Consider the following 24,540-nt stretch of genomic DNA (forward strand, 5'->3'; position numbering starts at 1 on the left):
CGGTCAGGGTGATCGAACTCGGGCCCGATGACGACGTGACGCACGTGTTGCGCCGGGCGGCCGATTCCGCCGAGGTGCTGGCGATCGCCGGCGGCGACGGATCGGTGGCCGCGGCGGCGGGGGTTGCGGTGGAACGCGACCTGCCGCTGGCGGTCTTCCCGGGCGGCACGCTGAACCACTTCGCCAAGGACATCGGCTGCGACACCACCGCCAAAACCGTTGCTGCCGTGGCCGACGGCGACCTGTCTCGCGTCGACGTGGTGCGGTTCAACGATGCGGCGACCGTGGTCAACACCGCCAGCATCGGCGCCTATCCGGCGTTCGTGCGACGGCGAGAACGGTTGCAGCACAAGGTCGGCAAACCATTGGCCAGCGCTTACGCGATGCTGCTGACATTGCGTCGCGAACAGCCGGTGCGCATCGCCTACGACGACAAGACGCTGCAGACATCGCTGTTCTTCCTCGGCAACTCGGTGTATCTGCCGGCCGGCTTCGCTCCGGCCGTCAGGCACCGGATGGACGACGGGTTGTTGGACGTGCGGATCCTCGACGTCGGCCAGCCGTGGTCCGCGCTGCGGATCGCCACGGCCCTGCTGACCGGGCGGCTGCAGCGCAGCCGGCTCTACCACGAGCTTCGGGTTCCCCGATTCCGGTTCACCGCCCTCGACGGTCCGGTCCCGATCGCCCGCGACGGCGAAGTCGACAGCCCTTGCGCCGAAGCTGAATTCACCGTTTGCTATCGCGCGCTGCAGGTTTTTCGGCCACTGCCGCCGGACCGGCGGTGAGCGGCCAGCCGCGCGGCAGGCCGCCCGGCGGTGGGCGGTCGATCAGACCATCGGGAACCAGGCGTCGAGGGTGTCCTCGACGCCGGCCCAGTCGATGCCCATCCAGTCGGTGAAGAAGCCCTCGATGTTGCCGAAGGCGTTGTAGACCAGGGCCACCAGCGAATTGAAGAAGGCCTCCAACGAGGCGCTGTCGAGTAGCCCGTTGCCGAACGCGGCGAGCCAGGCGCTGAACTGGTCGATGTCACCAGAAATGTCGATGTTGGTGATCAGACCGTCAGTGATGGCCGAGTGGTCGGCGACCTGCTCCGGGGTGAGCCCCAGGTACATGACGTGCTCGTAGAACAGCCCGAGCATCGAATTGGAGCTCGCGTCGGCGACCGGGTCGCCCGGGAAGGTGTAGATAGTTGCCGCGAACGCGTCGTTCGGGGTCTGGTTGCCGTTCAGGATCGGCATGTCGAAAAGCCGGTCCCACAGCGTGTCGCTGGTGTTGCCCGGCCAGGTGCCGCTCGCATCGGAGGGGTCACCGATGAATACGAAGTGCAGTGCCTGCGGGTCGACGCCGTCGTGGGCCAGCTGCGTCATGGCGATCGAGGCGGCCGTGGCGCCCTGCGAGTACCCGAACACCCATAGCGGGTTCTCGGCGTCGAAGCCGCCCGGATTGGCGTCGAGTTGGGCGTGCACCGCCCGAACGATCTCCGCGGCCCCGACGAAGCTGCTGTGGCCCTGCAGGATGAGTTGTGGGGTGGTCAGCACCTGCAGCGGGGCATCACAGACGCCGGCACCGATGACGCACACCGCCGGATCATCGCCGACGTCGAAGCCCAGCGGCTGCAGGAACAGGTCGGCCGCGGTCTGGGCGAACGTCGCCGACGGGGTGGACAACATGGTCCCGCCGACGAAGATCGCGGTGTCGGACAGCAGCGTCACCCGGGCAAGCGTCGTCTGGACGACCGGAGTTCCCACGACGCCCGCGGCGATCGCGCTCGCGACGGCGATCGGAGCGAAAACTTTGGTTACGTTCATTGCGACACACCTAGGGTTTATGTAGCGGCCCGAACAGCACAGCATGAAGCGCTGATAATCGCATTCTTTCGTGACGAGAGTCAACGGCGACGCGAACGGCTGGGCACCCGGTGACCGGCGCATCTGCGGCACCACTCCATTGACTTCGCGGCAGCGCCCTTGCCATGATCGCCCTCAGCCGACGCTTTTCGTTTACTCGCAGAATTTTCAGTTCCAGCGGGCGTGGCGCGCGGCAGTGACTCCATGACGAGCGAACGGGAGCGACCAGTGATGCTGACCAAGGCCTTCGCGCCGATCGCCATTGCCGGCACCGTGGCCGGCGGGGTGCTCGCCGGACCGCCGGCCTACGCCACGCAGGCCGACATCAACCTGCTGGCCGGCACCGCGTTCTTCGTCGGCCCCACCACCTTGTCCACCCCGTCGCCGACCTTCGCCCAGACCGCGGCCGACCTGTTCCTGCAGCCGCTGGGTTTCGACGCCGGCGATGATCCGACCTCATGTGTGGTCGGCATCGGCGACTGTGACGCGCCGCTGCGGGTGCTGTCCACCCCTGCCCTCGTCCAGCAGGGCCACAGCAGCTTCGTCGGGGCCGCCGAGATCGTTCGCGCGGTGCACGCCGAGCTCGACGCCAACCCGGACGCCTACGACGCCGACAATCCGCTGTGGGTGTTCGGCTGGTCGCAGGGCGCCACGGCCGGTTCGATCGCGATGGCCCAGCTGGCCCACGACGGCATCGACCCGGAGTTGCTGCACTTCGTGTTCATCGGCAACCCGGTCGGTGCCGACACCGTGTCGCCGGATCTGGGCGGGGCCTCCTCGTCCGACTTCTTCGACACGGGTCTGCTGTCTGGCGTGCAGACCCCCAACGACTGGTTCTCGGTCACCGACTACACGATCCCCGGCGACCCGGTCACCGACCCCACCTCCACCTCGGCGTTGGGGCTGTTCTACGAACACATGATGTACCTGGGGCTCACCCCCGACCAGGTGGCCAACCACATGGCGTCCACCGACGGCACGATCACCGACATCGACATCTCCGGCGATTTCGACCAGTTCGCCGCCTGGCTCAACGCCTGGGGTCACGGCCTGATCGACAGCGGCTGGTGGGAAGGCATCTTCTACTCGGTCGTGGCGTTCTTCTACAGCGCGTTCGGCAACATCGAGGACTTCTTCGGCGACTGGCTGGGCATCGACTGGGGCGGGGTCGAGGACACCCTCGACTTCTGGTTCCCGGTGGAGCCCTAACGCGTGTCATAGATGGCTGATCGCACCGCGCCCACCATCCCCGTCATCGCCCTCACCGGGTACCTCGGGGCGGGTAAGACCACGCTGCTCAACCATGTGCTGCGCGCACCGGAGGCACGAATCGGGGTGATCATCAACGACTTCGGGGAGCTCAACGTCGACGCCGGTTTGGTCACCGGTCAAGTCGATGAACCGGTTTCCATCGCCGGCGGATGCATCTGCCATCTGCCGGACGAAGGCGGACTGGACGAGGCGCTGGCGAAGCTGGCCGATCCGAAGCTCGCACTCGACGCGATCATCGTCGAGGCGAGCGGGGTTGCCGAGCCCACGGCGGTGTCGCGGGTGATTCGATTCAGCGGGGTGGAACGAATACGGCACGGCGGTGTCGTCGACGTCATCGACGCGGTGGAGCACTTCAACACCGTCGATACCGCGGAGGCTCCGCCCGCGCGTTACAGTGCGGCTTCGCTGGTGGTGGTCAACAAGCTCGATCGGATCGCCGAGGCCGCCCGCGAGGACGCGCTGCGTCGGGTGCAGGCCCGGGTACGCGAGCTGAACCCCGATGCTCACGTGGTGGGCGCGGTGGCAGGACGCGTGGATCCCCGGCTGCTCTACGACGTCGACGACGGTGGCGAGTCCGGGCAGATGTCCTTTCGGGAACTGCTCCTCGACGAGTCCGCCGGCGCCCACGATGAGCACCACGATCACGTGCCTGCGGACGCTGTCACCGTCGTCAGCGACGGCGCCGTCGACCCGGGACCGCTGATCGACCTGCTCGAGCAGCCGCCGCGGGGTGTCTACCGAATCAAGGGCACGGTCGCGATCGGCAGGCGCCACTACCTTTTCAACGTCGTCGGCACATCCGTACACGTGACGACCGCCGCCGCGGGCACCGGCGCCAATCACCTCGTGGCGATCGGGACACACCTCGATACCGACGACGTCCGCGCACGGCTCGAGGAGGTGCTACGCCCGTGCTCGGACAAGGTGGCCGCCGCCGGCATGCGACGCCTACAACGGCTGCGGCAATACAGCATCTAGGCCTGCCCGGGCGCTCGTCGACGGCCGGCGGCACAGTCGGCCCGTCAATCCGTTGCGGGGCCGATGAATTCGACGCCCGCACGAATCGCGGGACGATGCCGCAGGATCCGGAAATGCGCCAGCCGGCCGAGCCCCTGCGTCGTCATCAACCGTGCGCCGGGCCAGGACGCGACGATCTTCTCACTCGTCACATAGGGCGTCTCGGGGTCATCGGGGTCATGGATCAGTAAGCAGCGGCGGGTAGTCGGTCTTCTCGGCGATCCGGACCATGTTGGTGTCCTCCAGCGACATGCCGATACGGCGTTCCAGACGCCGGTGCAGGCCGGCGCGTATCCGCCGGCCGAAGCCGTGGCGCGCGGCGAACAGATCCAGGTAGATCGGGAACTCGCCCATCGGCGCGAGGAATACCAGCCGCCCGACCGTCGCGCCCCATGACGCCGCGAACGCGGTCGCATTGGACCCGAGGGAGTGGGCGACGACCGCGCGGGCCGGCCCGTGCGTACGGATCATGGCGGCGACCGCTTCGGCGCACTCGATGGCGGTAGTGCGGCCGGGAGCCAGCGCGCCCGGATCGGACTCGTTGTGGCTGGGCAGGTCGAACGCGATCACGCGGTGCCCGGATTCGACCAGCGGTTTGATGAACATGCCGAGATGCGGGCGCCGCCCGCCCCAGCCGTGCACCAGGTAGACCGGTGGCCCCTCGCCCCAGGCCTCGCCGACGATCCGGTGCCCGTTCCAGTAGGCCTCCAGCGGCTCTCCGGGCTTGACGCCGGGCGGCATCCGCAGGCTGGACTCGATGACCGGTGGGGTGCACCACAGTTCGACGGCCCATCGCGACCCGAGACCCGGCGCGAGTCGCTCCAGTAGCCAGAACATCCGGCGCACCTTGGTGGCCACCGGGGGCTGGACCCCGGAGCCCTCGACATCGAGAACGGGTTGTGGGTTCGTCGGCTGCACCACACATCGAGAGTAGCGAGGCGATGGCGTTTGTAGCCATCCTCTGGCTGGTACCGGTCAGATCTGCGCTTCCCGCGTCACTTCCAGAACGCGTTCATGGGTTGGGCGTACATGTCGTTGGCGGTGAGCGGGGCCAAAGTTCCAGGTGCAGAACGCAAGGCGTCCTCGATCGTAGCCATCAGGCTGTACTGGTTGTAGTAGTCGTCGGTGGTGAAGTGACCGGATTGCATTCCCCCGGCGGTCACGGCGTCCTGGTTGGGGATGACGATCATCGGAACGTGGTTGCCGTCGTTACCGAAGCCCAGCGACAGGTTGTTGTTGTCCTCGTCGAACGTGATGATGATCGCGTCTCGCTGCGTCGGGTCATTCCACGTCGCCGAGTTTTCGATGGCGGCCACCTCTTGCTGGACGAACTGGTCGCCGACCGCGACGTTGTACTGGTGGTCCGTGAACTGGGTGGCAATGAACTGGAGAACGCCACTGAGAGTGTCGACCGGTCCCTCCATGTTGTGGTCTTCGTCGGCGGAGATCCACGTGAACGCCGGGAAGGTGCTCGGGTTCTGCAGGTTGGTAGCCAGGTCCGCCAACGAGAACAGGTGCTGTTGCAGGTAGGCGGAGGTGTTGTCGACGACGTAGTTGAATTGGCCGAAGGGCGTTCCGACGTCCTGCGGCGTGACGGTGGTACCCGGGGCGATGTCTTGCTGGTAGCCGGCCCACGTGATGCCCGCTTGATCCATTTCCTGCATGAGGCTGGGGGCGTCGACGACGGCGGAGGTCGGGTTGTAGTCGATGCCGAAGTCCGATCCACCCATGACCCGGATGTAGTTGGGGTCGCTGGGGTGGCTCAGCGCGAAGAAGTTGTCCGCGTAACCCTCGGTATTGATCAGGTGGTTTAGGAAGGGCGCGTTGGGACTGCCGACGATGTCCTCGGCGCCCTTGTTCTCCATGTAGATCAGGAACACGTGATCCAGGTGGCCGACGTCGGACGTCGGTGTGGTCAGGGATGCCGCGGTGAGGCTCAGATCGCCGACCGTGAAGGACTCATTGTCGGCGTAGGCGCCGTTGTAGTTGCCCAGGTACAGGTTCTTGTCGACGAAGGTGTCCGTGATCGTCGCGGACGTGGCACCCTCGGGGATGGTCCCGGTGATATCGCGATGCTCAAACCCGCTGAAGCCCAGGCGATCCCATACCGTTACCGGTTCCAGTGAGGCGGTGCTGCCAACCACGTCACCGTTGGCGTCGTGGAAGGTGATCTGCACGTCGGTGTAGGACGGGTTCCACGTTTGGCCGCCGAGATCCGCACTCAGCTGGTAGGGCGTTCCGGCCGCGCCGGTGACATCGACGACCTGGCTGATGCTGGATGTGGCAACCGGTCCGCCGCCGGCGAAGTTGGCCCCGTCGCCTGCCGGCGCCGCCGGGAAGCCGAACAGCCCCGTCGCGCCAGGGAGCGGAAACGATAGCCCCAGCGGGTAATTGACCGGGGCGCCGTAGGGGATCACGGTCGGGGTGCCGGTCTCTGTCCAGCCCGGAATGGTCACCCCGCTGTAGCCCGACTCGGACGGGTCGGCCAATTCGAAGCTCGGGTTGACCAGCAAATTCTGACTCATCGCCGGCGCGGCCAAGGCGCTGGCAGCGGCGTCACCGAAGATCAGCCCGCCCCCGACCCCATCAGCGCCGTTGCAGATCAGCCCGCACGCACCGGTCAAGGGATCGAGCTGGTTGAACCAACTATTGATGACGGTATCGACCTGCTGACCGAGGGCGCTGTTGATCCAGCCCTGCTCCAGCTCGTGCACCCAGTCATCGGCCGGATTGGTCACCGCTCCCGACCCCACATCGAAGAGCGAGGCCAGGCCCGTTGTGTCGGCGGCGCCCACGCCGTCGACATCCGGAAGCGCCCCGGAGACGGCGGCCTGATCGCCCAGGGCACCGGTGATCGCACTGAGGACCTCGTCGATGATCACGTCAAACTCATCGGCACTCGCCTCGGGCGCAGCGGCCAGCAGCCCCAGTGTCGCAAACGCGCCGATCGCGCCGGTCAACTCGGCGGCACGCCGCCGGCGGCGGAGGGTCGCTTTGCGCTTCTTGGAATTGCTCCCGCGTGGATCAGCCATGGCCGGTACTTCCTTAAATAAGGATCTGCGCAGTCTGATGTGCGTTTAAGGTAGGCCTCACCGTTTGTGTTCAGCAAGAGCTTTCAGCGGTTTGCCAGCCCTCCTGCAGTAAACGCTCCGTGACCCGAGTTCCTGCGTCCATTGACGTTGAGGCGCAGCGTGAACGACGAACTTCGGGTCTTCGCCCGCCGAACCGTAGCCACGCCAGGCTCCAGCTGGCGAGGCAGGGATCGGCGGACAACCGATATCGGGCAGAATCCGACCATTTCTCGGACAGCGCTGAAAAGATGCCACCGTGAACATATTCGGGACGTTTGCCCACGCCACAGCCGTTGCCCTGCTCGCCGGCGCCGCTACCGCACCGATCGCGCAGGCCGCGGACACCGGGTTCACCCTGTTGGCTGCCGACGGCCCGCTCGCAGGCAGTCAGTCGGCGATCATCATCGGAGGAACCGTTGAGCCCACCCCGTCGGTCGATTTCGCGCGGGCTGCCGAGACGCTGTATCTGAATGCGCTGGGCTTCAACAGCGGAGCGACCGGCTCAACAGTCTGTTATATGGACGGCACCGACCCGTGCAGCGCTCCTTTGCAGATACTGACCACTCCCCAACTGGTGCAACAAGGCCACAGCACGCTTACCGGAGCATCGACTTTGGTTCTGGCGGTACAGAATGCCCTGGCTGCGGACCCCGACGCCTACAGTGCTGAGCACCCCCTGACCGTGTTCGGGTACTCACAGGGCGCTGCAGTCGGCTCGGTCGCAATGACCCAACTCGCCGCAGCCGGTATTCCCAGCGAGCTGCTGCACTTCGTGTTCATCGGCAACCCCGCTGTGGCAGACGGCATCTGGCCCAACGTGCTTGCCAGCCTGGAGTCGGTATTGGGTCCGGACCTCACGAACTTCTTCATCAAGCTTTTTGATCTCGAGGACGTTCTCGGCCTGATCACACCAAATGATCTGTACCCGGCGACCATCTACTCCATCGACAATGACTTCGCCTCGGACTGGCAAGGCAACTTCGAAACCTGGGGTCTGCTGGGCGAACTCGTGCCCGGCCTCATCCGGCACGGCGAATACCTCGGGCTGACACCCGAACAGATAGCGGACGCGACCACGTCGGTCGACGGCCAGCTGACATACGTCGACATCTCCGATGACATCGACAACATCGGCGCGGCGGTCAATGCCATTGCAACCGGGGGGCTGTTGAACAGTGGACTGTTCCAGAGTCTGTTCGACTCGCTGGTGTTCGCGCTGACCGGTTCGTTCTGACCGGGAGCATGCCGCACCGCGCGGTGCGTTCGCCGAGGGGATATGGTCGGACACTGGTCGGGCCGGGACATCGCGCCCTACGGTTTCCGTCGAGCCTGCGCCACCTGCACAGCACCGTTGCCGGTGATCAGCCAGAGGGTCGCGATGCTCTGGACCAGTTCCTCTTTGGTCACTTCGGCCCGGCCTTGGATGAACGAGAGGATGGCATCGGCGGTGCCGCCGATGATGAACGCCGGTGCTACTTGCGCCAGCGGGTCACTTTCGAGTTCGACATCGTGCACGGTGCGGGCATGCTCGACGAGCATCCCGGTCAGACCGACCATGATGTCATCGCGGTGGCGCTGCAGTGCGGGCGATAAGGCCACTGCGCCCAGCAACACCGTCGCGCGCCGCGGATCCTCGGCCAGGGTGTTCACCAGTGCGTCGACCGTCGCCAGGGCCTGCACCGCCAGCGGCTGGGTCGCGTTGGCTGCGGTGGCCTGCAGTGCGACGGCCCGCAATTGCTGGGCGATGTCGTCGACCACGGCGGTGGCCACTGCGTCGAGGTCGGAGAAGCTCTCGTAGAAGTAGCGTTTGTTCAGCCCGGCTGCAGTGCACAGTTTCTCAACGGTGATGCCTCGCCAGTCGCCATTGGCCAGGACGTGGAGCGCGGCTTCGGTTAGCCGGGCCCGCCGATCGCGGCGCCGGACGTCTGCCGGCTGACCGGCGTACGTACGGGAGGCATCAGGCACCCGATGATCGTCGCACTTTCTTTTCATTCCGCATCTCTTGACAGCAGGCAACCGGATCTGGCACCGTTTCGGACCAGATAGTTCTGGTACTGAATCGTGCCAGATACCGGAAGGAGAGCCGTGAGCACCTCTCGCCAGGTCCTGCCCCCCGCCCACGCGTCGGCTAGCGACACCGGCACGTCCGCGCTGAGCGAGCTGCGTGAACTCGCGCGCGTTGCGCCGGTTCTGGCACAACGGCAAGGCTGGGACTACCTCAGGGAGTTGGGCAACCGAGGACGACAGGACCAGCTCGCGATACTGTTCGGTCGCGGCGATGCGCCGGAGAAGATCGACGGCGCCCTGGAAGGCCTGATCGTCGGCAAGCTGTTCGGTATCCCCGAGGCGCACCTGGCCAACCCGCTGCTCAAGATCGAGCCGACCTGGCGCGGCAAATCCTTCGATCACGCCGGTGGGACCGGATTCAACCGGCTCGCGCCGATCGCCCGGCTGGTGATGCCGCTCATCGCGCCCGGATACCGTGGTCTGCGGCGTGCTGGTAACGAGGTCAACGGTTTCCACTTCAGTCATTGCCTCGACACAGCGGCGGTCTCCCCATTCGTCACAGTGCGCGCCTTGGACTATTCCGTTGCGGCCTATCGGAACCCCAGTGTGCGCACGTTCCCCATCAAGCGCACTCGGGACGAGATCGTGGAACTGACTCCCGGCCTCTATCTGGGTCGAGCACTGCTCACCATGCCCGACGGGCAGGTACGGCTGATCGCCTACTTCGCGCTGCGAGAGTTCAGCGACGAAACCAGCGGCGCGTCATGATCGAGCTGGCAGGGTCCATCGCGTGTGTCACCGGCGGCGCACGAGGCATCGGCCGGGCCACCGCCGAGGAATTGACTCGCCGGGGCGCCCGGGTATGGATCGGTGACCTCGACACCGACGAAGCGCGCCGTACCGCCGACCAGATCGGCGCTCGGGCTGTCCATCTGGACGTCACCGACCCCGACAGCATCGCCGCGTTCCACAAGTCGGCGGCCGCCGACGGGCCCGTCGCGATGTTGGTCAACAATGCCGGCATCCAGTACATGGGGCCGTTCGCCGAGCAGAAGCTGTCGCTTTATCACCGCGAAGTCGCCGTCAACCTGGGTGGCGTGATCAATGGCATGCACGAGTTCCTGCCCGGCATGCTGGAACGCGATCGCGGCCACATCGTCAACGTCGCGTCGATGGCCGCCAAAGTGACCACCCCCGGGATGTCGGTGTACTGCGCCACCAAATACGCCGTCGCCGCGTTGTCCCGCGCCATCCGAGCCGAAATCGCCGGGACACACGTCACCCTGACGACCGTGTTTCCCACTGCGGTGCACACCGACCTGACCACCGGGGTCTCCCTGGATCTGTTACCGACCCGACAACCCGCCGACATCGCTGCAGCGATCGCTGACAGCGCCCGCCGTCCCCGCGATGAGATTACGGTGCCGCGCTGACTGGCGCCGTTCGGTGCGCTGGAAGAAGTGACGCCCGAGCCGCTCCTGCAGCGGCTCAAACACCTTGCGACACTGCGGCGGCCGCCCGGGCACTACGACCCCGTCGGCCGACGCGCCTATCTGGACCGGATCGGCCAGTGACCGGTGTCTTGACCGCCGGCGCCGGTTGACAGCCGCGCCTAGCCCCGCGGGGACCGCTACTTCGGTACGCGGAAATAGGGCTCAACCGTGCCGCTGAGCTTGACGATCATCGGATTTCCGCGGCGATCCTTCGCGGTAGGGACTTCGACACGTACCCAGCCCTCGGCCACGTTGTACTCGTGAACATTGGTTCTCTCGACGCCATTGAAGCGGATACCCACATCGCGGGAGAGCACCTCTTCGTCATAGAAGGCGCTGCGCGGATCGACGGAGAGCTGGTTCGGTGGAACGTCCGTGCTTTGGTCCTCGGGCATGATGACTTCCGTTGAATGTTGTCAATAGGTCCTGGGGTCTGAGTCCCAACGAATCTTACGCGACGCAGCAGTAGCGCAGTGCTCGTCGGTCTTCACTGCCCGCGCATCGGCCTCCTTCATCCACCATCCCAATCACGGTGGCCTAGTGGTTCTTTGCTGTCGATGGAGGCGGCTTCGGCCGGACCGAACACGGCCGGAGCCCATGCGCCGCAATCCCCGTTTACTACTTCTTCTTCCACTTGCTCTTCTTCCTAGCCTTCGTCGGCGCGGACGTGGGTGACGTCTCTGGACCGGGGCAGACCCCAGCATGCCTGTCAATGTTCAGGAGCGCGTGTTCGCCGCGATATTGGGCGCAATATCCAGCACCAGTAGTGCTGCGGCGACGTGGGCGGGGTTGTCTTCCACTTTGACCACAGAGAGTTCGTTCGCGCGCGACACCCGGCGCTCGACGGTGTTTCGGTGTGCGTAGAGGTTGCCCGCGGCTCGCGTGGTGTTGAAGCCGCACTGCACGTAGGTCAGGAGCGCATGCCGCAACGCTTCGTCTGCTTCGGCCAACGGGCCGAGAGTCTTGGTGACGAACCGTTGTGCGCTGGCGCGGTCCTTCGTGAGGGCGTCGATGAGCTCGACGTCGGCGTACGCCGTGAAGCGACGGGCGGATCCGAGTCGGATGACCATGGCCTGGGCAGCGAGGGCGTCTTGGTGGCTGGATCTGAACCCCTCAAGCCCATATCCGGGCCTTCCGACGGCGACCCGAATCACTCCGTTGTTCGCCGCAACCTTTTCAACATGGTGGAGGTCCGGGGTAGTGCTACCTGAGAGCCAGATCCAACGCGAGGTGGCACTTGCCGGGGCCACGAGGGCGCTCCCGCCTTCCCCCGCGGAACGCACGACCGCGATCATCTCGTCCAGAGCTCCAGCCTGCTGCGGATCATCGGTCCACAAGACGAGGCCTACGTGCGAGCGGGCCAGCCGGTACCGCAGACGCCCCTCGGCGAGGTCCGCGGTCATGGGGGCACCACTGGTAATCACCTGGATCAGCGCAATCGCCTCGGCATCCGCGTTACCCATTGCAGCCGCAAGGCTCGCTTCGCGCAACGCTGCGACCGAGTCGAGGGCGTACTGAATCAATGATTTGGCCGACACATCGAGGACGTCGACGAGGAGGTCCGAGTTTGTGCAGAAGGCCGCAGACTCTTGAAGCCATCGGCGCCAGCCGACGCCGAGTGCCATCCGCCAGCCACTCGCGAAGTCGGGCGCGATGCCGCGTGACACGAGGTCGCGAATGTACGCCGAGATCCTCGGACCGATGTACGGCTCCACCCTTCGCCCTGGTTGCTGGATGTTCGAGGTCAGCCACTGAACAAGATCGGAGCGGTTGAGGTAGCGGTCCTCCTCGACGATCGAAGCGTCGGGAAGCAGGGCCGTGTCGTACTGCGCCGTGAGCGCCGCTGCCGCGATGACGTCCGAGAACGCATCGGTGTCCGTCAAGAGTCGCTGGCAAATCGCCCGGATCGCGTCGGCGGCCTCGCCGGTGGGCGGCGGCCACAGTTCCTCCATGTCGACAGTATCCACCTGTTCGAGAGAGCGCGGCGATAATTACACCGGGGCTCCTTCTTCCACGCTGAGGCGCTCGGCGATACGCTCTGCGGCACGCAGACCCGTCAGAACGGCGCCGTTCGCACATCCGGCCCAGTCGCCGGCGGTTTCGGTGCCGGCACAATGGATGCGCCCGTCGATTCGGTGAGGCCGTGGCCTCGGTCGTCGTTGCGTAGGGGGCTACCGCGGAATCGGGCCGCCAGGTGCGAACGAGTCTGTGCCCCAACAATGATCGATGTAGTCGATCGAGGTGCTCGCCTGCGTATCACGAGATTCTGACATGCTTTCCTCCCTGGTTCACGCGTTCCGCGTGTTGCGAGATGTATCGGGTGATGGGGTCTACCAGTGGTTCCGGAATGTGATGCCCCATGCCGGGAATGACGACGTGTTGGGCCAAGCGGATTGCCTTCACGGTCGCGGCACCGCCACTCGGGTTGACCAACACATCGCGATCACCGTTGATGACCAAGGTTGGAGCCGTGATTCTGTGCAGTTGAGCCGTGCGGTCTCCGGAGTTCTGGATCGCCTGAATCTGGCGTGCGATCCCGGCGGCCTGGTCCCCGGCGCAGCGATCCCAGCCCCGCGCTGCGATGGCGGCTTCCTCGGCGTCATCGATGGGGTACGCCCTTCCCGCGATGTGCCTGGTCAGCCGCAAGTGGTTGCGCACGGCCGCAGTTCTGTTCTTGGGCGGCGACGCGACGAGTAGCCGGATCGTCAACAGCGCCGGCTGGCCGACTTTGCCCGCCCCGGTGGTCGAGTAGATCGACGTCAAGGACAGCACTCGCTGCGGTTCGGTCGCGGCGATCGTCTGGGCGATCATGCCGCCCATCGATCGACCGACGAGGTGGACCTGCGCGATCCCCAGATGGTCGAGGACACCCACACAATCTGCGGCCATGTTCGCCAGCGAGTAGGCGTCGCCGCGGGGACGCCCGGTGAGCTGACGCCAGGTCGCCGGCGGCGGCGTCGTGACGAAGGTGGATTGACCGATGTCCCGGTTGTCCATGCGGACGACCCGGAACCCCTGGGCAACAAGCGATCCGACGAATGACTCGGTCCAGAAGGTGAGGTCCTCTCCGAGCCCGGCGATGAGCAGGATCGCGGGATCGGTCTGGTTCCCGGAGTCGCGGTAGCAGATCGTCATTCCGGACGGCAGCGTTGCGAACTGATCGAGATCAGACATCGGCGTGCACCTGCTCCTTGACGCCGAACTCGAGGTGCTCGTCGGCAACTGGACCACGCAATGCCTTTGCGTCTTCCTGGTAGGACATCGCCATCCGCCACGGCGCCGTCGATCCTTGCTTGGGCAACACCTTCGCCCCACGCTTGGCGTAACCGGATTGGAGGTCCATGACTGGTCTGGCAGCCATTCCCGGAATCGCCACGGGGACCGCGCGGTCGAATCCATGGGCGTCCATGTGGTTGATCAGGTCGATGAAGTACCGGCACATGAGACTCACCTTGAGAGTCCAGGACGATGTCGTGTAGCCGATAGCCAACGCCCAGTTCGGGATTCCGCTCAGGAGCATCCCCCGGTACGCGTACGACTCGGTGATGTCGACCTCGCGCCCGTCCACCACGATCGGCATGCCATCGAAGAGCTGTAGGTTCAATCCGGTCGCGGTCACGATGATGTCGGCCTGCAGTTCTTCGCCGGAGTGCAGCACGATACCGCGTTTGCTGAATCGCATGATGGAGTCAGTGACGATCGAGGCGCTGCCGTCTTTGATCGCGTCGAAGAAGTCTCCGTCCGGCGCCACGCACAACCGCTGGTCCCACGGGTTGTAAGGCGGGTTGAAGTGCTTGTCGACGTCGAACCCCTTGGGGAGCCGCTTGATGTTCTCGCGCCGGATCAGCTTTCGCCCTGCCTTCGGGAACATCCGGAGACCCTTGACGATCCCGCGTTCGACCCAGATGTTCTTGAACCGCGTGACGACGTACCCGCGCTCGGGCCCGAGAAGTTTCGTGAGCGCGAGGGCGAGCTTGTCGACGCTTGGGAGCGGCATGATGTAGGTCGGCGTGCGCTGCAGCATCGTCACATGGCCCGCGGCGCGAGGGCCGGTCAACATCGCCGGCACCATCGTGACCGCGGTCGCGCCGCTACCGATTATGACGACCTTCTTGCCGTGGTAGTCGAGGTCCTCCGGCCAGTGCTGCGGATGAATCACCAGTCCCTCGAAGTCTTCGCGGCCCGGAAACTCCGGCGAGAAACCCTCGTCGTACCGGTAGTAGCCGGTGGCCGCGAAAACCCATCCGGTCTGGATCGTCTTCGTGGCGATCAAGCCGGCGACGGGATCGGTCACTTCGACGGTGAGGGTCCACTTCGAGTCCGCCGAGGACCATTCCGACCGCACGACCCGATGTCCGTACCGGATGAGTCGCGCAAGATCGTTTTCCTCGATCGTCTCGTGCAGGTACTCCCGGATCAGATGAGCGTCCGCGATCGCCGACTCATGACGCCACGGCTTGAAGTCGTAACCGAAGGTGTGCAGGTCCGAGTCGGAGCGAATCCCCGGGTAGCGGAAGAGATCCCACGTTCCGCCGAAATTCTGGCGGCCCTCCAGCACGGCGAGTGACTTGTCTGGGAGCTCGCGGCTGAAATACCTTGCCGCGCCGATTCCCGAGATTCCCGCTCCGATGATGACGACGTCGAACTCCGCGACCTCGCTCGATACCTCAGCTGTCATGACTGCCAACTCCCTCGTCATTCTGGTGACTCCGTGACGTCCACCGTGGCTCAGGTATGACCTCGCTCACTACGACAGCGCGCACCGCCTTTTGACCGAGCGGGTGCAGGGTGCACACGGGGTGCACCGTGCACCGACTGCGACTCGAACAGGTGCGCAGTGTCGTTGTGACTGGAGCCACCGGCTCACGAAAGTAGAGGCCACCGCAGATACGAAAGGAGCCAAGGCAATGAAGGACATGCTCTTCCTCTTGGCCGATGTCTGGCTGATCGTCGTCGGCTTCTACTGCGGCTGGACGTTTCTCCGGAACTACGGCAACTGGCTGCTCGGCCTTGAATGCTTGGTCGTCAGTGTATCGGCGACGAACTTCCTTGTGGGGTCGCTGCTGGGCGCCGAATCGGGCAGCGTCCCCTTCTCCGTCGCCTTCTTCCTCGACGCGTTCTCGCGATCGTTCGGCTTCACGCTCGTCCTGGTGTTGGGCCTGATGGCAGTGACCCATCAGTACAAGCCGACCCTCCCCGTTGAAATCGGCGCGTTCGGACTCGCCATTGCGGGCGGCTTCCTCCTGGGCGGGCTTGACCACATGACGCTCCATGTTGGTCCGGCCACGTTCTATCTCACGATGAACCTGCTCACCACGCTGTTCCTCGCGTACTTCGTCACGCGGCTGTGGGGCATCGGCGAAAAGCGGCTCGCCGGCTGGGCTGCGCTGGTCACGGCTGCGGGGACCACGATCGCGGTCACCTACGACTTCTTCCCGCTCCCGTTCGACGACGAACTCCGCACGATCTTCTACACCGCCGCGTTGACGACATGGGGCGCTCAGGGCTTGGTCTACTACCTCGCCTACCGCGCGATGCACGCCCACAACACGGCCGCCGACGCAAAGGCGACCTCAAGTGCGATCTCGTCGTGATCGGCGGCGGTATGGGCGGCATGGCGACGGCACTGCGGCTGGCCGAACGCGATCAAGATGTCGTGTTGCTGGAAGCGGAATTCTGGCCTTGCCTGCGACTCCCAGCGCCGACGACGGTCCGCCGAGCGCGTCGACGGCCGCGTCGAGCGTGTCCTTCGCGGCGGTGACGATCGCCGTTCTCCCGGCAGATCTCGGGGTGTTCATCAGTACTTGATCACCGAACGGATTCCGACGCCACGCTTCATCTCGTCGAACCCCTCATTGAGGTCTGCCAGGTCGATGACCCGGGTGACGAGAGAGTCGAGATCGATGCGGTTGTGCATGTAGTGTTCGACGAGCATGGGGAAATCGACGTCGGGCTTACTCGAACCATAGTTCGAGCCGATGAGCGAAAGCTCGGAGTCGGACATGACGAACGGATCGATCGTTATCGTCACGCCGTTTGCCACCTGCCCGGCGACGACGGCGGTGCCGCCGCGGGCCAACACCGCGTACGCGGCCTCGATGGTCTCCGACAGGCCGATAGCCTCGATCGCGACTTCGACGCCCCGACCGTCAGTGAGCTGCGCGACCTTCGCCGCCAGATCCTCGCGGAAACTGTTGATGACCTCGGAAGCTCCGAAAATGCGTGCTTGGTTGAGCTTTTCGTCGGAGATATCGGCAGCGATGATCCGCTGCGCGCCGACGAGTCGAGCACCCTGAATCGCATTCAACCCGACGCCACCACAGCCGATGACCAGCACCGTGTCACTCGGACGCACCTTCGCGGTGTTGACCGCTGCCCCGACCCCCGTAGTGACTGCGCAGCCGATGAGAGACGACTGTTCGAATGGCGCGTCGTTCCGGATGGCGATCGCGCCCGATTCGGGCACCATCACATACTGGCCGAACGTACCGAGGCCGGCGAAGCTCAACACGTCCGTTCCGTCCGCTGCCGTGATACGTGACCGACCGTCGAACGAGAGATGGTTGGCCGAATGCTGACTCACCATGTGGCACAGGACGGGACGGCCGCTGACGCAGTAGCGGCACCGACGGCACGAGGGCGTCCAGGAGAGCACAACGTGATCGCCGGGGGCTAGGGCCGTGACTCCCTCCCCGACGCTCTCGATGATCCCGGCGCCCTCATGGCCGAGGATCATGGGGGTGGGCACGTCCCATTCACCGGCGATCGCATGCAGGTCGCTGTGGCACAACCCACTCGCCTGCATCCGCACGAGTACGTCGCCGGGCGGCGGAGTCGAGGGGATCGAGACTTTTTCGATGGTGAGTGGCGCATTCGTGGTCCGGAAGACGGCGGCGGCGAATTCGATGGTCATGACATCTCCTGAAGGTTGTTGGATTCCGGCCGCAACGCGGAGCGGCTCCGCCCGTCTGGACCGCACTCGTCGGTCAGAGGTCGAGGTAGTCCGCTAGCTCGCTGTAGTCGACCTGCCAAAGTCCCGGAGAGCCGGTCGGGTACTGCGAGCGGAATCCGATGAGGCTCTGAACGCGGGGCGGGAGCGATCGTGCGAGTTCGCGGTCGACGAGGAACGGGTAGGCTTCCTCGCCTACCAAGAAGCCCGGGTTGAGCGCGAAGCTGACCGCACGGCGGTACTCGTCGGAAGTGCGGTTCGCGCCGCCGCCGTGGGCGGTCTTGCCGCTGAGGAACAGCGCGTCGCCGGCGCTCATCTCGGCTGGAGCGGTCTGCTCATGCGTGCCGCGGTCCTCGAAGTCATCCCACTTGTGGCTACCCGGGATCACTCGGGTGGCGCCGTTCCCCTCGGTGAAGTCGGTCAGGGCGATCAGGAAGTTGACGGTCACCTCGGGCCCTGCGGGCCCCATGCCGACGAACGGAAACCAGTTCTCCAGGTCGCGGTGGAGCATCTGGGCGGCGTTGCCCGGACCGATCTCGATCACCTGAGCCGTCGTCATCCAGTAGGTTCCCGATTCTTCGAGAAAGACCGCATCGGCCAGCGCATGAACGAGGTCGTGATCGATCACTTCGCGGCGGAACGTCTCGCTTCGGCTGACCAGGTTGGTGAGGCGCTTGGTGTTCCGGCCGTGGAATTCAGCAACGATTTCGTTGTCGTGCTTGGAACCGGGATTTAGCTCCTGCAGGGCCGGGTCGATCTCGGCATTGAAGCGTGCGACCTGATCCGGTGTGAGAAGTCCCTTGACGATGACGCCGCCATCCTCGCGGACGATCGACAGAATCTCGTCGATAGGAGCTGTACTGGCGATCGTGCGTAGTTTCGCGGTGGCAGTTGCAGGCATGGCGGCGACACTTCCTTGCTGTGGTCGTTGAGATCTGGGTCTCCACAATGGGCGAACCTCGGCCCGCGCGACTACAGCATCTGGTCGCAGATTTCGGTGGTGGGGGTGCAGACTGCACTGCCCTGGGTGACGGCATACCCGCCCCTGCCGGATCGAGAACGTCAGGTGACCACGACCCGGAACGCGGTCAGCGCGTACGCCGGATCGCCTTGCCGGATCAACCCGACAACTACGAAAGGATCGGTTGAGTTCACCGGATTGGGCGGCTGCGGTCACAGTTCGCGAAGCCCCTGGCGCGGTCGCCACCTGCTACGCCGTAGCGGTCATCCAGCCGCGTTGCGACGACGCCACTCCCTGACCGCTGCGACGACCTCGGTCCGACTGATGTGCCCGTCACGAAACCGCTGATAGAGGGTCGGCCTCCGTGGATCGATCCGGCCGCCGTAGCCCAGCCGAAGCTGTACCTCCTCCGGCGAAAGACCGGCTCCGAAAAGCTCGGCCGCTAAGCGCGGCCGATCGCCTTCGCTTAGTCGAATCCACTCGATAGCCTCTGTCTCGTCGCAGTCGAGCCCGTTTAGCCGCGCCTCTGCCTAGGACGCGTTCATCTCCTCCGCTTGCTTCAACTCCCAACGAAAGTAGCTTCCCTGAGATCTGTGCAGGTGTTCTGGTCGGCGACGCACTATCACCTCGTCGAAGATGAACTGGAGGATCGTCGACCGCCATCGTGGTACTCCAGGTTTGGTGTCCCTTTGAGCCGACCTGGATTTGGCGCGTCTGCGCGCCGCACCGAAGCTTTCATCCGGTACTTCCGCGGCACGGGGATACGCAGACTTGCCATACGCCTCAGGTGCGACAGTCACGTCTGGGTCAAGCATGTCGTCCACGCTGGCGAACTCACGTCGGGTCTCGCAGACAACCGGGGGCTCGAGGGTGCTCGACGCGGACTTCACAAACTCTCCGCGACGACCCAACTCGTCCAACAACGGACGAGACGTCCAGCCGAGTTCTTTGGCGAGTTCGTGGACTCGCACCTTCCGCCTGGAGGGAGGATCTAGTTTCATCAGAACCACCTGCTCTGGTACCCGCTGCCGCTTGCTGAGGTGACTGCATCGCGACAGCAATGTAGGGTCTCGTGCTGCCTGTCGTGTGACGGGCGCATGACCTGGTGATATGCCGAGGGCTCCGTTGGTGTCAGCTGGCTTCTGTCTCAGATCCCCGTCATTTCCGCGTTGAGTTTTCCCGTTTTTCGTTCTGTCCGTGGAGGTCCGGCCTGGGTGTTTCCGTTCGGTGTTTCAGATCATCTTGCAATCCGGTTGATGGCGTTGCTGTTCGATGTGGGCAGATCCTTGCTTGTCTATTTTCGGTCGAACGAATTCACTTCTGGTCGATAGGTTTCAGGGGTGGGGGTTGGGTCTGCGTTCGTTGGTGAGCGGCTAGGAAGTTATCGACGATGTGTGTGCAGTCGTCGACGGTGGTGGATCGCAGGCCGGTCATTCGTGCGAAGGCGAGTGGTCCGACGAGTTGGCATAGGGCGAGGTCGAGGTCGAAGTCGTCGAGTTCCGTGATGGCTTCGGGGCTTTGCAGGATGGCGTCGAAGGGGTGGCGGTATTGGTCGATTACTCGTGCTCGCAGTGCTCCGGGGGCGTGTTCGCCGTTGGGGTGGTCTATAGCGGTGGGGCCGAGGGCGAGCCAGGCGAGCATGGTGATGTGCGCTGGTGCGTCGGCGAACAAGCTGGCTTGTCGGGTGAGGAGTTCGATGAGGCGTTCTCGTAGCGTGCCACTGGTCGGGGCGGGTGGGGTGACTTGGGGTAGGAGCCGTTCGAAAGTGGCGGCGAGTAGTTGTGATGAGCTGTTGAAGTGCCGGTAGAGGGTGGTTCGGGCGACCTTGGAGGCTTTGGTGACTGCGTCGATGGTGACGGCTTCGATACCGCCGCTGGTGAGCAGTGCGGTCGCGGCGTCGAGTAGGCGGTTGCGGGAGCGGATGCGGCGGGGGTCGATGTCGTCGTCTTCGTCGTGGAATGGTGCCTGCTGGCCGCTCACACCGACTCACCTCGTCTCGCGCTGAATTTCGCGGGGAACGAGCGCCCGCTATCCGGGTAGTTAGGGTACCAGCAGTGGCGCAGAGAAACTGCTGGTAGTGGCGGGTTTTGGCATGGCGTTGCAGAACTTGTGCGCACTAGCGAGGCCGACTCTGGGCAGGTATGCACTAGGTGCGTGAGTCCACAGATCTTCGCCACACCTACCTCCCTCAAACGATACTAATAGTATCGCAGCGATACCAGGTGTACTATTCGGGCACGAGCTCGTCGCTGCGTCGAGGGAGGCGCCATGTATACCGCGTGGATCGAAGATTGCGTCGTGCATCGGGTGTCGTTGCATGACGGTGTGATGCTGGGGTTTTCCGGTTACAACGAAGTGGTGATCGCTCGGCCACTACGGCTGACGTTGCCCGCGGTCGGGAAGTTCCCGGTCGAGGAAGTTCTCGTTGATCCCGATCGGGTCACCGAGTGCGAGCGTCCGTTGTTCGATCTGGCGGGAACGGTGTGCACCATCGCCCGCTGCGGTGAGGATGGTGTGCTGCATCTGGTGTTTTCCGATGGGCACCGGATCGACGTCGACGCCGATGCCCATGCCACGGCTTGGGAGCTCTACGGCAAGCATCACGGCTACATGGCATGTCTGCCCGGTGGGCGGGTCCGGGTGGTGCGCCACGATCTGCCCGAGGATGCCGACGCCGACACCGTGCTGCGGTGAGGGAGGATGCGACCCCTGGCAGCGAGCGCCGGCATATCGGGGTGGGCAATTGGGGATACGTAGTAGCGTAGCGATACCGATAGTATTGTTTGGGGGGTGTGGTTGTGGCGTCTGAAGGCGATTCGGGGGCATCGGGCACCGCGACATTGGTTGCGCGCCGCCATGGCCGGGTGATATCTCCGACCGTCCCCCGTGAGTACAGTGCGCGGCTGGCGGCGTTGGCGGGATTCACGGTGCGGCATAAGGCATTGGTGATCGCGGCGTGGCTGGGGGCCGCGGTGGTCTTGGCGCTGCTGTTTCCACAGTTGGAGACGGTCGTGCGCCAGCAGTCGGTGAACCTGATTCCTCGTGACGTGGCCTCATTTCAGACCGTGGATCAGATGAGCGCCGCATTCGGTGAGCAGGGCTCCCAGACGATGCTGTTCGTCGCGATGGAAGACCCGGACGGGTTGACCCCGTCGGTGCGGCAGCGTTACGAGCAGCTGGTGGAGCGGCTGCGCGCCGATACCGGGCACGTGTTGCTGGTGCAGGACCTGCTGGCTGATTCGGTGACCGAAGCCCATGCGATCAGCGAGGATCACAAAGCCTGGTTCTTGCCGGTGGGGGTGGCTGGGACATTGGGTGATCCGACCGCGGCCGAATCGGTGCAGGCGGTGCGAGGTATCGCCGAGCAAGTGTTCGCCGACTCCTCGACGACGGTCTATGTGACGGGCCCGGCGGCCACGTTCAGCGACCAGATCGCTTCTGCCGAACATGATCTGCTACTGGTGTCGATCGCCACGGCCGGCCTGATCGCCCTGATCTTGCTGGTCGTGTACCGCTCACTGTTCACTGCGATGCTACCGCTGCTGGTGATCGGGGTGAGCCTGGCGGTGGGGCGTGGCGTGCTTTCTGCTCTCGGTGAGATCGGCATGCCTGTCTCGCAGTTCACCGTGGCGTTCATGACCGCGATCCTGCTCGGGGCGGGCACCGATTACACGGTGTTTTTGATCAGCCGCTACCACGAGCAGCGCCGCGCTCAGGTGCCCGCTGATGCGGCGGTCGTCGCAGCCACCGCCAGTATCGGCCGGGTGATCGCGGCGTCAGCAGCGACCGTAGCGCTGGCCTTCCTGGCGATGGTCTTCGCGCGCCTGAGTGTATTCGCCGGTCTGGGTCCGGCATGCGCGGTAGCGGTGTTCGTCGGCTTCTTGGCCACGGTGACCTTGTTGCCGCCAGTGCTGGCGTTGGCCGCCAAACGCGGGATCGGTGAACCCAAACCCGATCGCACCCGCCGATACTGGAACAGTGTCGCCGTCGCCGTGGTGCGCCGACCCGTCCCCCTGCTGATCATCAGCCTGGTCATCTTGGTGGCCCTGTCAGCGGTGGCGCTGACGATGATGCGGATCAGCTATGACGACCGCAAAGGCCAACCCACTACCACCGCCAGCAACCAGGGCTACCAACTGCTGGACCGCCACTTCCGCAAAGACGTCATCATCGGCGAATTTCTGGTCGTGGCCAACCCCACCGATATGCGCACCGCCAAGGGGCTGGCCGACCTCGACGAAATGGCCTCCCGCGTGGCACAGGTTCCCGGTGTCACCAAAGTCTCCGGTATCACCCGCCCCACCGGAGAAAGACTGGAGCAGGCCCAGCTGTCCTGGCAAAACGGTCAGATCGGCGACAAGATGGCCGGAGCCGTCGCCGACGGTGACGCACGAAAAGGCGACCTCGCCAAACTCACCGACGGTGCTGATCAGCTCGCCGGCGGGCTGGCTCAACTCGACGCCACACTGCGCACCGCCCTAACCCCGCTGGCCGGGATTTTGGCCAACACGCAGTCCGGCCGCACCCAGGCCCAACGGTTCATGCCGCTGCTGCACCAACTTTCAGCCAGCGCTCCCGTCATCGACCAGGCCATCCAATCAGGTCCGGGACTGCGATCCTCAGCCGAGCAAGCCCAACACGCCATCGCCATCGTGGACCCCCTCTCCGCCGGCCTCGCTGAGTCTCCATGGTGTGCCACCACACCGCAATGCGCCCAGATCCGCGACCAGATCCAGGTCCTGGTCAGCTTGCGCAACAACGGCTTCTTCGATCAGGTCGCCGACCTGGGCGACCACTACAACCCGGCGACCAACGCCACCGTCACCGCCACCCTCGCCGACATCCAAACCGCCGTCACCTCACTGGACACAGTATTTGGCGCACTCGGGAACCCCGCCGACCTGACGACCAACATCGGCCGACTCCAAGACGGTATCGGCCAACTCGCGGCCGGCGCCCAAGCATTGGCCGGCGGTGTGCACGCGCTAGCCGACAGCAACATCGAAATGCTGTCCAAGATGGGCCAAGTCGCCACCCAACTGCAGAACTCGGCACGCGCCAGCACCGGCTCGGACGCCGCCAGCGGCTTCTACCTGCCCCCCGACGTCTTCGATAACCGCCAATTCGCCGCAGTCGCCAAACAATTCCTGTCCCCGGACGGCAAAACCGCGCGGTTCGCGATCGAAACAGCCTTCGACCCCTACAGCATCGGCGCGATGCAACTGGCCCACCAGATCACCGCCGCCGCCCAAACTGCGCGCCCCAACACCGCCCTGGCCGACGCTGCGATCTCGGTGGCCGGGTTCCCGGCCGTCAACTCCGACATCCAACAACTCCTGCGGGCCGACTTCGCCCAACTCGCTGCTGCGACCTTGCTCATCGTCGGACTGATCCTGGTGCTGCTCTTGCGCGCCCTGCTCGCCCCGCTCTACCTGCTAGGCACCGTGATACTCAATTACCTGGCCTCGTTGGGCATCGGTGTGCTGATCTTCGAAGGTGGATTCGGCCACGAAATCGCATGGCCGGTCCCACTGCTTGCGTTCATCATCCTGGTCGCCGTGGGTGCTGACTACAACATGCTGCTGGTCTCACGGCTACGCGAGGAATCCGGACGCAACATCCGCGTCGGCGTCCTACGCACCGTCGCCAACACCGGATCGGTCATCACCTCCGCCGGCATCATCTTCGCCGCCAGCATGTTCGGCCTCATGATCGGCTCGGTCGCCATCATGATCCAAGTCGGACTCATCATCGGCTGCGGCCTGCTCCTCGACACCTTCCTCGTGCGGACCCTCACCGTCCCCGCCATCGCCACCCTCCTCCGCGAAGCCAGCTGGTGGCCCAACACACCCCGACGATCAACAACCACACACCGATAACCCCACAACCAACGGGAACAGGCGCACAGTGCGCCGGGCTTCAG

At 64.7% G+C, this 24,540-nt stretch carries 20 protein-coding genes and 3 pseudogenes; 10 read left to right on the forward strand and 13 right to left on the reverse strand.

Annotated features, from left to right (window positions below; translation table 11 throughout):
* A partial coding sequence (locus tag DQP56_RS09810) for a diacylglycerol/lipid kinase family protein (RefSeq protein ID WP_286167732.1) occupies window positions 1-785 on the forward strand: 785 nt, incomplete at its 5' end.
* Window positions 786-827: 42 nt separating this feature from the next.
* Here DQP56_RS09810 and DQP56_RS09815 read toward each other — a convergent pair.
* Window positions 828-1,808 (reverse strand): PE-PPE domain-containing protein, encoded by a 981-nt coding sequence (locus tag DQP56_RS09815; RefSeq protein WP_112684910.1) that lies wholly within the window; start codon window positions 1,806-1,808, stop codon window positions 828-830.
* A gap of 270 nt (window positions 1,809-2,078) precedes the next feature.
* On the opposite strand from DQP56_RS09815, the gene DQP56_RS09820 reads away from it, so the two are divergent.
* Both DQP56_RS09820 and DQP56_RS09825 read left to right on the forward strand, forming a co-directional pair.
* Entirely contained in the window at window positions 2,079-3,056 is a 978-nt protein-coding gene (locus DQP56_RS09820) for a PE-PPE domain-containing protein (RefSeq protein ID WP_112684912.1), read from the forward strand.
* Between the two features lie 12 nt (window positions 3,057-3,068).
* Window positions 3,069-4,097 carry a CobW family GTP-binding protein gene (locus DQP56_RS09825; RefSeq protein WP_112684914.1) on the forward strand — a complete coding sequence of 343 codons (1,029 nt, stop codon included), beginning with the start codon at window positions 3,069-3,071 and terminating at the stop codon, window positions 4,095-4,097.
* Window positions 4,098-4,141: 44 nt separating this feature from the next.
* Here the strand turns inward: DQP56_RS09825 and DQP56_RS09830 are convergent.
* Both DQP56_RS09830 and DQP56_RS09835 read right to left on the reverse strand, forming a co-directional pair.
* Window positions 4,142-5,057 (reverse strand): annotated as a pseudogene (locus DQP56_RS09830) (alpha/beta fold hydrolase).
* Window positions 5,058-5,131: 74 nt separating this feature from the next.
* Window positions 5,132-7,168, reverse strand: a complete 2,037-nt coding sequence (locus tag DQP56_RS09835) for an alkaline phosphatase family protein (RefSeq protein WP_112684916.1) — start codon at window positions 7,166-7,168, stop codon at window positions 5,132-5,134.
* Between the two features lie 295 nt (window positions 7,169-7,463).
* Between DQP56_RS09835 and DQP56_RS09840 the strand changes: the two genes are divergently transcribed.
* A complete protein-coding gene (locus tag DQP56_RS09840; RefSeq protein WP_234825586.1) occupies window positions 7,464-8,441 on the forward strand; it encodes a PE-PPE domain-containing protein in 978 nt (325 codons plus the stop codon).
* A 77-nt stretch (window positions 8,442-8,518) separates the two neighbouring features.
* On the opposite strand, the gene DQP56_RS09845 is transcribed toward DQP56_RS09840, so the two are convergent.
* Window positions 8,519-9,172, reverse strand: coding sequence for a TetR/AcrR family transcriptional regulator (locus DQP56_RS09845; RefSeq protein WP_165824963.1), 654 nt, complete (start codon window positions 9,170-9,172; stop codon window positions 8,519-8,521).
* Between the two features lie 120 nt (window positions 9,173-9,292).
* Here DQP56_RS09845 and DQP56_RS09850 point away from each other — a divergent pair, with 120 nt between their 5' ends.
* Both DQP56_RS09850 and DQP56_RS09855 read left to right on the forward strand, forming a co-directional pair.
* Window positions 9,293-9,982, forward strand: a complete 690-nt coding sequence (locus tag DQP56_RS09850; protein WP_234825587.1) for a hypothetical protein — start codon at window positions 9,293-9,295, stop codon at window positions 9,980-9,982.
* Window positions 9,979-10,647, forward strand: a complete 669-nt coding sequence (locus tag DQP56_RS09855) for an SDR family NAD(P)-dependent oxidoreductase (RefSeq protein WP_353617119.1) — start codon at window positions 9,979-9,981, stop codon at window positions 10,645-10,647. The genes DQP56_RS09850 and DQP56_RS09855 overlap by 4 nt, the downstream gene beginning before the upstream one ends.
* 197 nt (window positions 10,648-10,844) lie before the next feature.
* On the opposite strand, the gene DQP56_RS09860 is transcribed toward DQP56_RS09855, so the two are convergent.
* The 5 genes and pseudogenes from DQP56_RS09860 to DQP56_RS09880 form a co-directional block, all read right to left on the reverse strand.
* The gene (locus tag DQP56_RS09860) at window positions 10,845-11,102 is read right to left on the reverse strand and encodes a DUF3297 family protein (protein ID WP_112684920.1); all 258 of its coding nucleotides are present in this window, start codon (window positions 11,100-11,102) and stop codon (window positions 10,845-10,847) included.
* Between the two features lie 321 nt (window positions 11,103-11,423).
* Window positions 11,424-12,659: a PucR family transcriptional regulator gene (locus tag DQP56_RS09865; protein WP_112684946.1), complete on the reverse strand. Its 1,236-nt coding sequence runs from the start codon at window positions 12,657-12,659 to the stop codon at window positions 11,424-11,426.
* Between the two features lie 39 nt (window positions 12,660-12,698).
* A pseudogene (locus tag DQP56_RS25230) lies at window positions 12,699-12,860 on the reverse strand (FAD-dependent oxidoreductase); the annotation flags it as partial.
* 103 nt (window positions 12,861-12,963) lie between these two features.
* Window positions 12,964-13,881, reverse strand: coding sequence for an alpha/beta fold hydrolase (locus DQP56_RS09875; protein ID WP_112684922.1), 918 nt, complete (start codon window positions 13,879-13,881; stop codon window positions 12,964-12,966).
* The gene (locus tag DQP56_RS09880; RefSeq protein ID WP_112684924.1) at window positions 13,874-15,385 is read right to left on the reverse strand and encodes a flavin-containing monooxygenase; all 1,512 of its coding nucleotides are present in this window, start codon (window positions 15,383-15,385) and stop codon (window positions 13,874-13,876) included. The genes DQP56_RS09875 and DQP56_RS09880 overlap by 8 nt, the downstream gene beginning before the upstream one ends.
* Before the next feature lie 229 nt (window positions 15,386-15,614).
* On the opposite strand from DQP56_RS09880, the gene DQP56_RS09885 reads away from it, so the two are divergent.
* Complete coding sequence (locus tag DQP56_RS09885; protein WP_112684926.1) at window positions 15,615-16,301, forward strand: transporter; 687 nt, start codon at window positions 15,615-15,617, stop codon at window positions 16,299-16,301.
* A pseudogene (locus tag DQP56_RS25235) lies at window positions 16,274-16,381 on the forward strand (FAD-dependent oxidoreductase); the annotation flags it as partial. The gene DQP56_RS09885 and the pseudogene DQP56_RS25235, both read left to right, overlap by 28 nt.
* 123 nt (window positions 16,382-16,504) lie before the next feature.
* On the opposite strand, the gene DQP56_RS09895 reads toward DQP56_RS25235, so the two are convergent.
* The 4 genes from DQP56_RS09895 to DQP56_RS09910 all read right to left on the reverse strand — a co-directional run bounded on the left by DQP56_RS09895 (window position 16,505) and on the right by DQP56_RS09910 (window position 20,597).
* A complete protein-coding gene (locus DQP56_RS09895) occupies window positions 16,505-17,620 on the reverse strand; it encodes a Zn-dependent alcohol dehydrogenase (RefSeq protein ID WP_112684928.1) in 1,116 nt (371 codons plus the stop codon).
* A 73-nt stretch (window positions 17,621-17,693) separates the two neighbouring features.
* Entirely contained in the window at window positions 17,694-18,605 is a 912-nt protein-coding gene (locus tag DQP56_RS09900) for a phytanoyl-CoA dioxygenase family protein (RefSeq protein WP_353617120.1), read from the reverse strand.
* 542 nt (window positions 18,606-19,147) lie between these two features.
* Window positions 19,148-19,618, reverse strand: a complete 471-nt coding sequence (locus tag DQP56_RS09905) for a translation initiation factor IF-2 N-terminal domain-containing protein (protein WP_112684948.1) — start codon at window positions 19,616-19,618, stop codon at window positions 19,148-19,150.
* A 313-nt stretch (window positions 19,619-19,931) separates the two neighbouring features.
* The gene (locus DQP56_RS09910; protein ID WP_112684932.1) at window positions 19,932-20,597 is read right to left on the reverse strand and encodes a TetR/AcrR family transcriptional regulator; all 666 of its coding nucleotides are present in this window, start codon (window positions 20,595-20,597) and stop codon (window positions 19,932-19,934) included.
* Window positions 20,598-20,885: 288 nt separating this feature from the next.
* Here DQP56_RS09910 and DQP56_RS09915 point away from each other — a divergent pair, with 288 nt between their 5' ends.
* Both DQP56_RS09915 and DQP56_RS09920 read left to right on the forward strand, forming a co-directional pair.
* On the forward strand, window positions 20,886-21,311 hold the full coding sequence (locus tag DQP56_RS09915) for a DUF6188 family protein (protein WP_112684934.1): 426 nt from the start codon (window positions 20,886-20,888) through the stop codon (window positions 21,309-21,311).
* Between the two features lie 170 nt (window positions 21,312-21,481).
* Window positions 21,482-24,496 (forward strand): MMPL family transporter, encoded by a 3,015-nt coding sequence (locus DQP56_RS09920; protein ID WP_234825588.1) that lies wholly within the window; start codon window positions 21,482-21,484, stop codon window positions 24,494-24,496.
* The last annotated feature ends 44 nt before the right edge of the window (window positions 24,497-24,540 follow it).

The organism is Mycolicibacter senuensis (assembly GCF_003284925.1).
GTDB classification, from domain to species: domain Bacteria; phylum Actinomycetota; class Actinomycetes; order Mycobacteriales; family Mycobacteriaceae; genus Mycobacterium; species Mycobacterium algericum_A.

Bases quoted from the DNA above. Each gene is read 5' to 3' on its own strand.
- DQP56_RS09815 (WP_112684910.1), bottom strand. From the start codon at position 1,808: ATGAACGTAACCAAAGTTTTCGCTCCGATCGCCGTCGCGAGCGCGATC.
- DQP56_RS09820 (WP_112684912.1), top strand. From the start codon at position 2,079: ATGCTGACCAAGGCCTTCGCGCCGATCGCCATTGCCGGCACCGTGGCC.
- DQP56_RS09825 (WP_112684914.1), top strand. From the start codon at position 3,069: ATGGCTGATCGCACCGCGCCCACCATCCCCGTCATCGCCCTCACCGGG.
- DQP56_RS09835 (WP_112684916.1), bottom strand. From the start codon at position 7,168: ATGGCTGATCCACGCGGGAGCAATTCCAAGAAGCGCAAAGCGACCCTC.
- DQP56_RS09855 (WP_353617119.1), top strand. From the start codon at position 9,979: ATGATCGAGCTGGCAGGGTCCATCGCGTGTGTCACCGGCGGCGCACGA.
- DQP56_RS09860 (WP_112684920.1), bottom strand. From the start codon at position 11,102: ATGCCCGAGGACCAAAGCACGGACGTTCCACCGAACCAGCTCTCCGTC.
- DQP56_RS09865 (WP_112684946.1), bottom strand. From the start codon at position 12,659: ATGGAGGAACTGTGGCCGCCGCCCACCGGCGAGGCCGCCGACGCGATC.
- DQP56_RS09875 (WP_112684922.1), bottom strand. From the start codon at position 13,881: ATGTCTGATCTCGATCAGTTCGCAACGCTGCCGTCCGGAATGACGATC.
- DQP56_RS09880 (WP_112684924.1), bottom strand. From the start codon at position 15,385: ATGACAGCTGAGGTATCGAGCGAGGTCGCGGAGTTCGACGTCGTCATC.
- DQP56_RS09885 (WP_112684926.1), top strand. From the start codon at position 15,615: ATGAAGGACATGCTCTTCCTCTTGGCCGATGTCTGGCTGATCGTCGTC.
- DQP56_RS09895 (WP_112684928.1), bottom strand. From the start codon at position 17,620: ATGACCATCGAATTCGCCGCCGCCGTCTTCCGGACCACGAATGCGCCA.
- DQP56_RS09905 (WP_112684948.1), bottom strand. From the start codon at position 19,618: ATGAAACTAGATCCTCCCTCCAGGCGGAAGGTGCGAGTCCACGAACTC.
- DQP56_RS09915 (WP_112684934.1), top strand. From the start codon at position 20,886: ATGTATACCGCGTGGATCGAAGATTGCGTCGTGCATCGGGTGTCGTTG.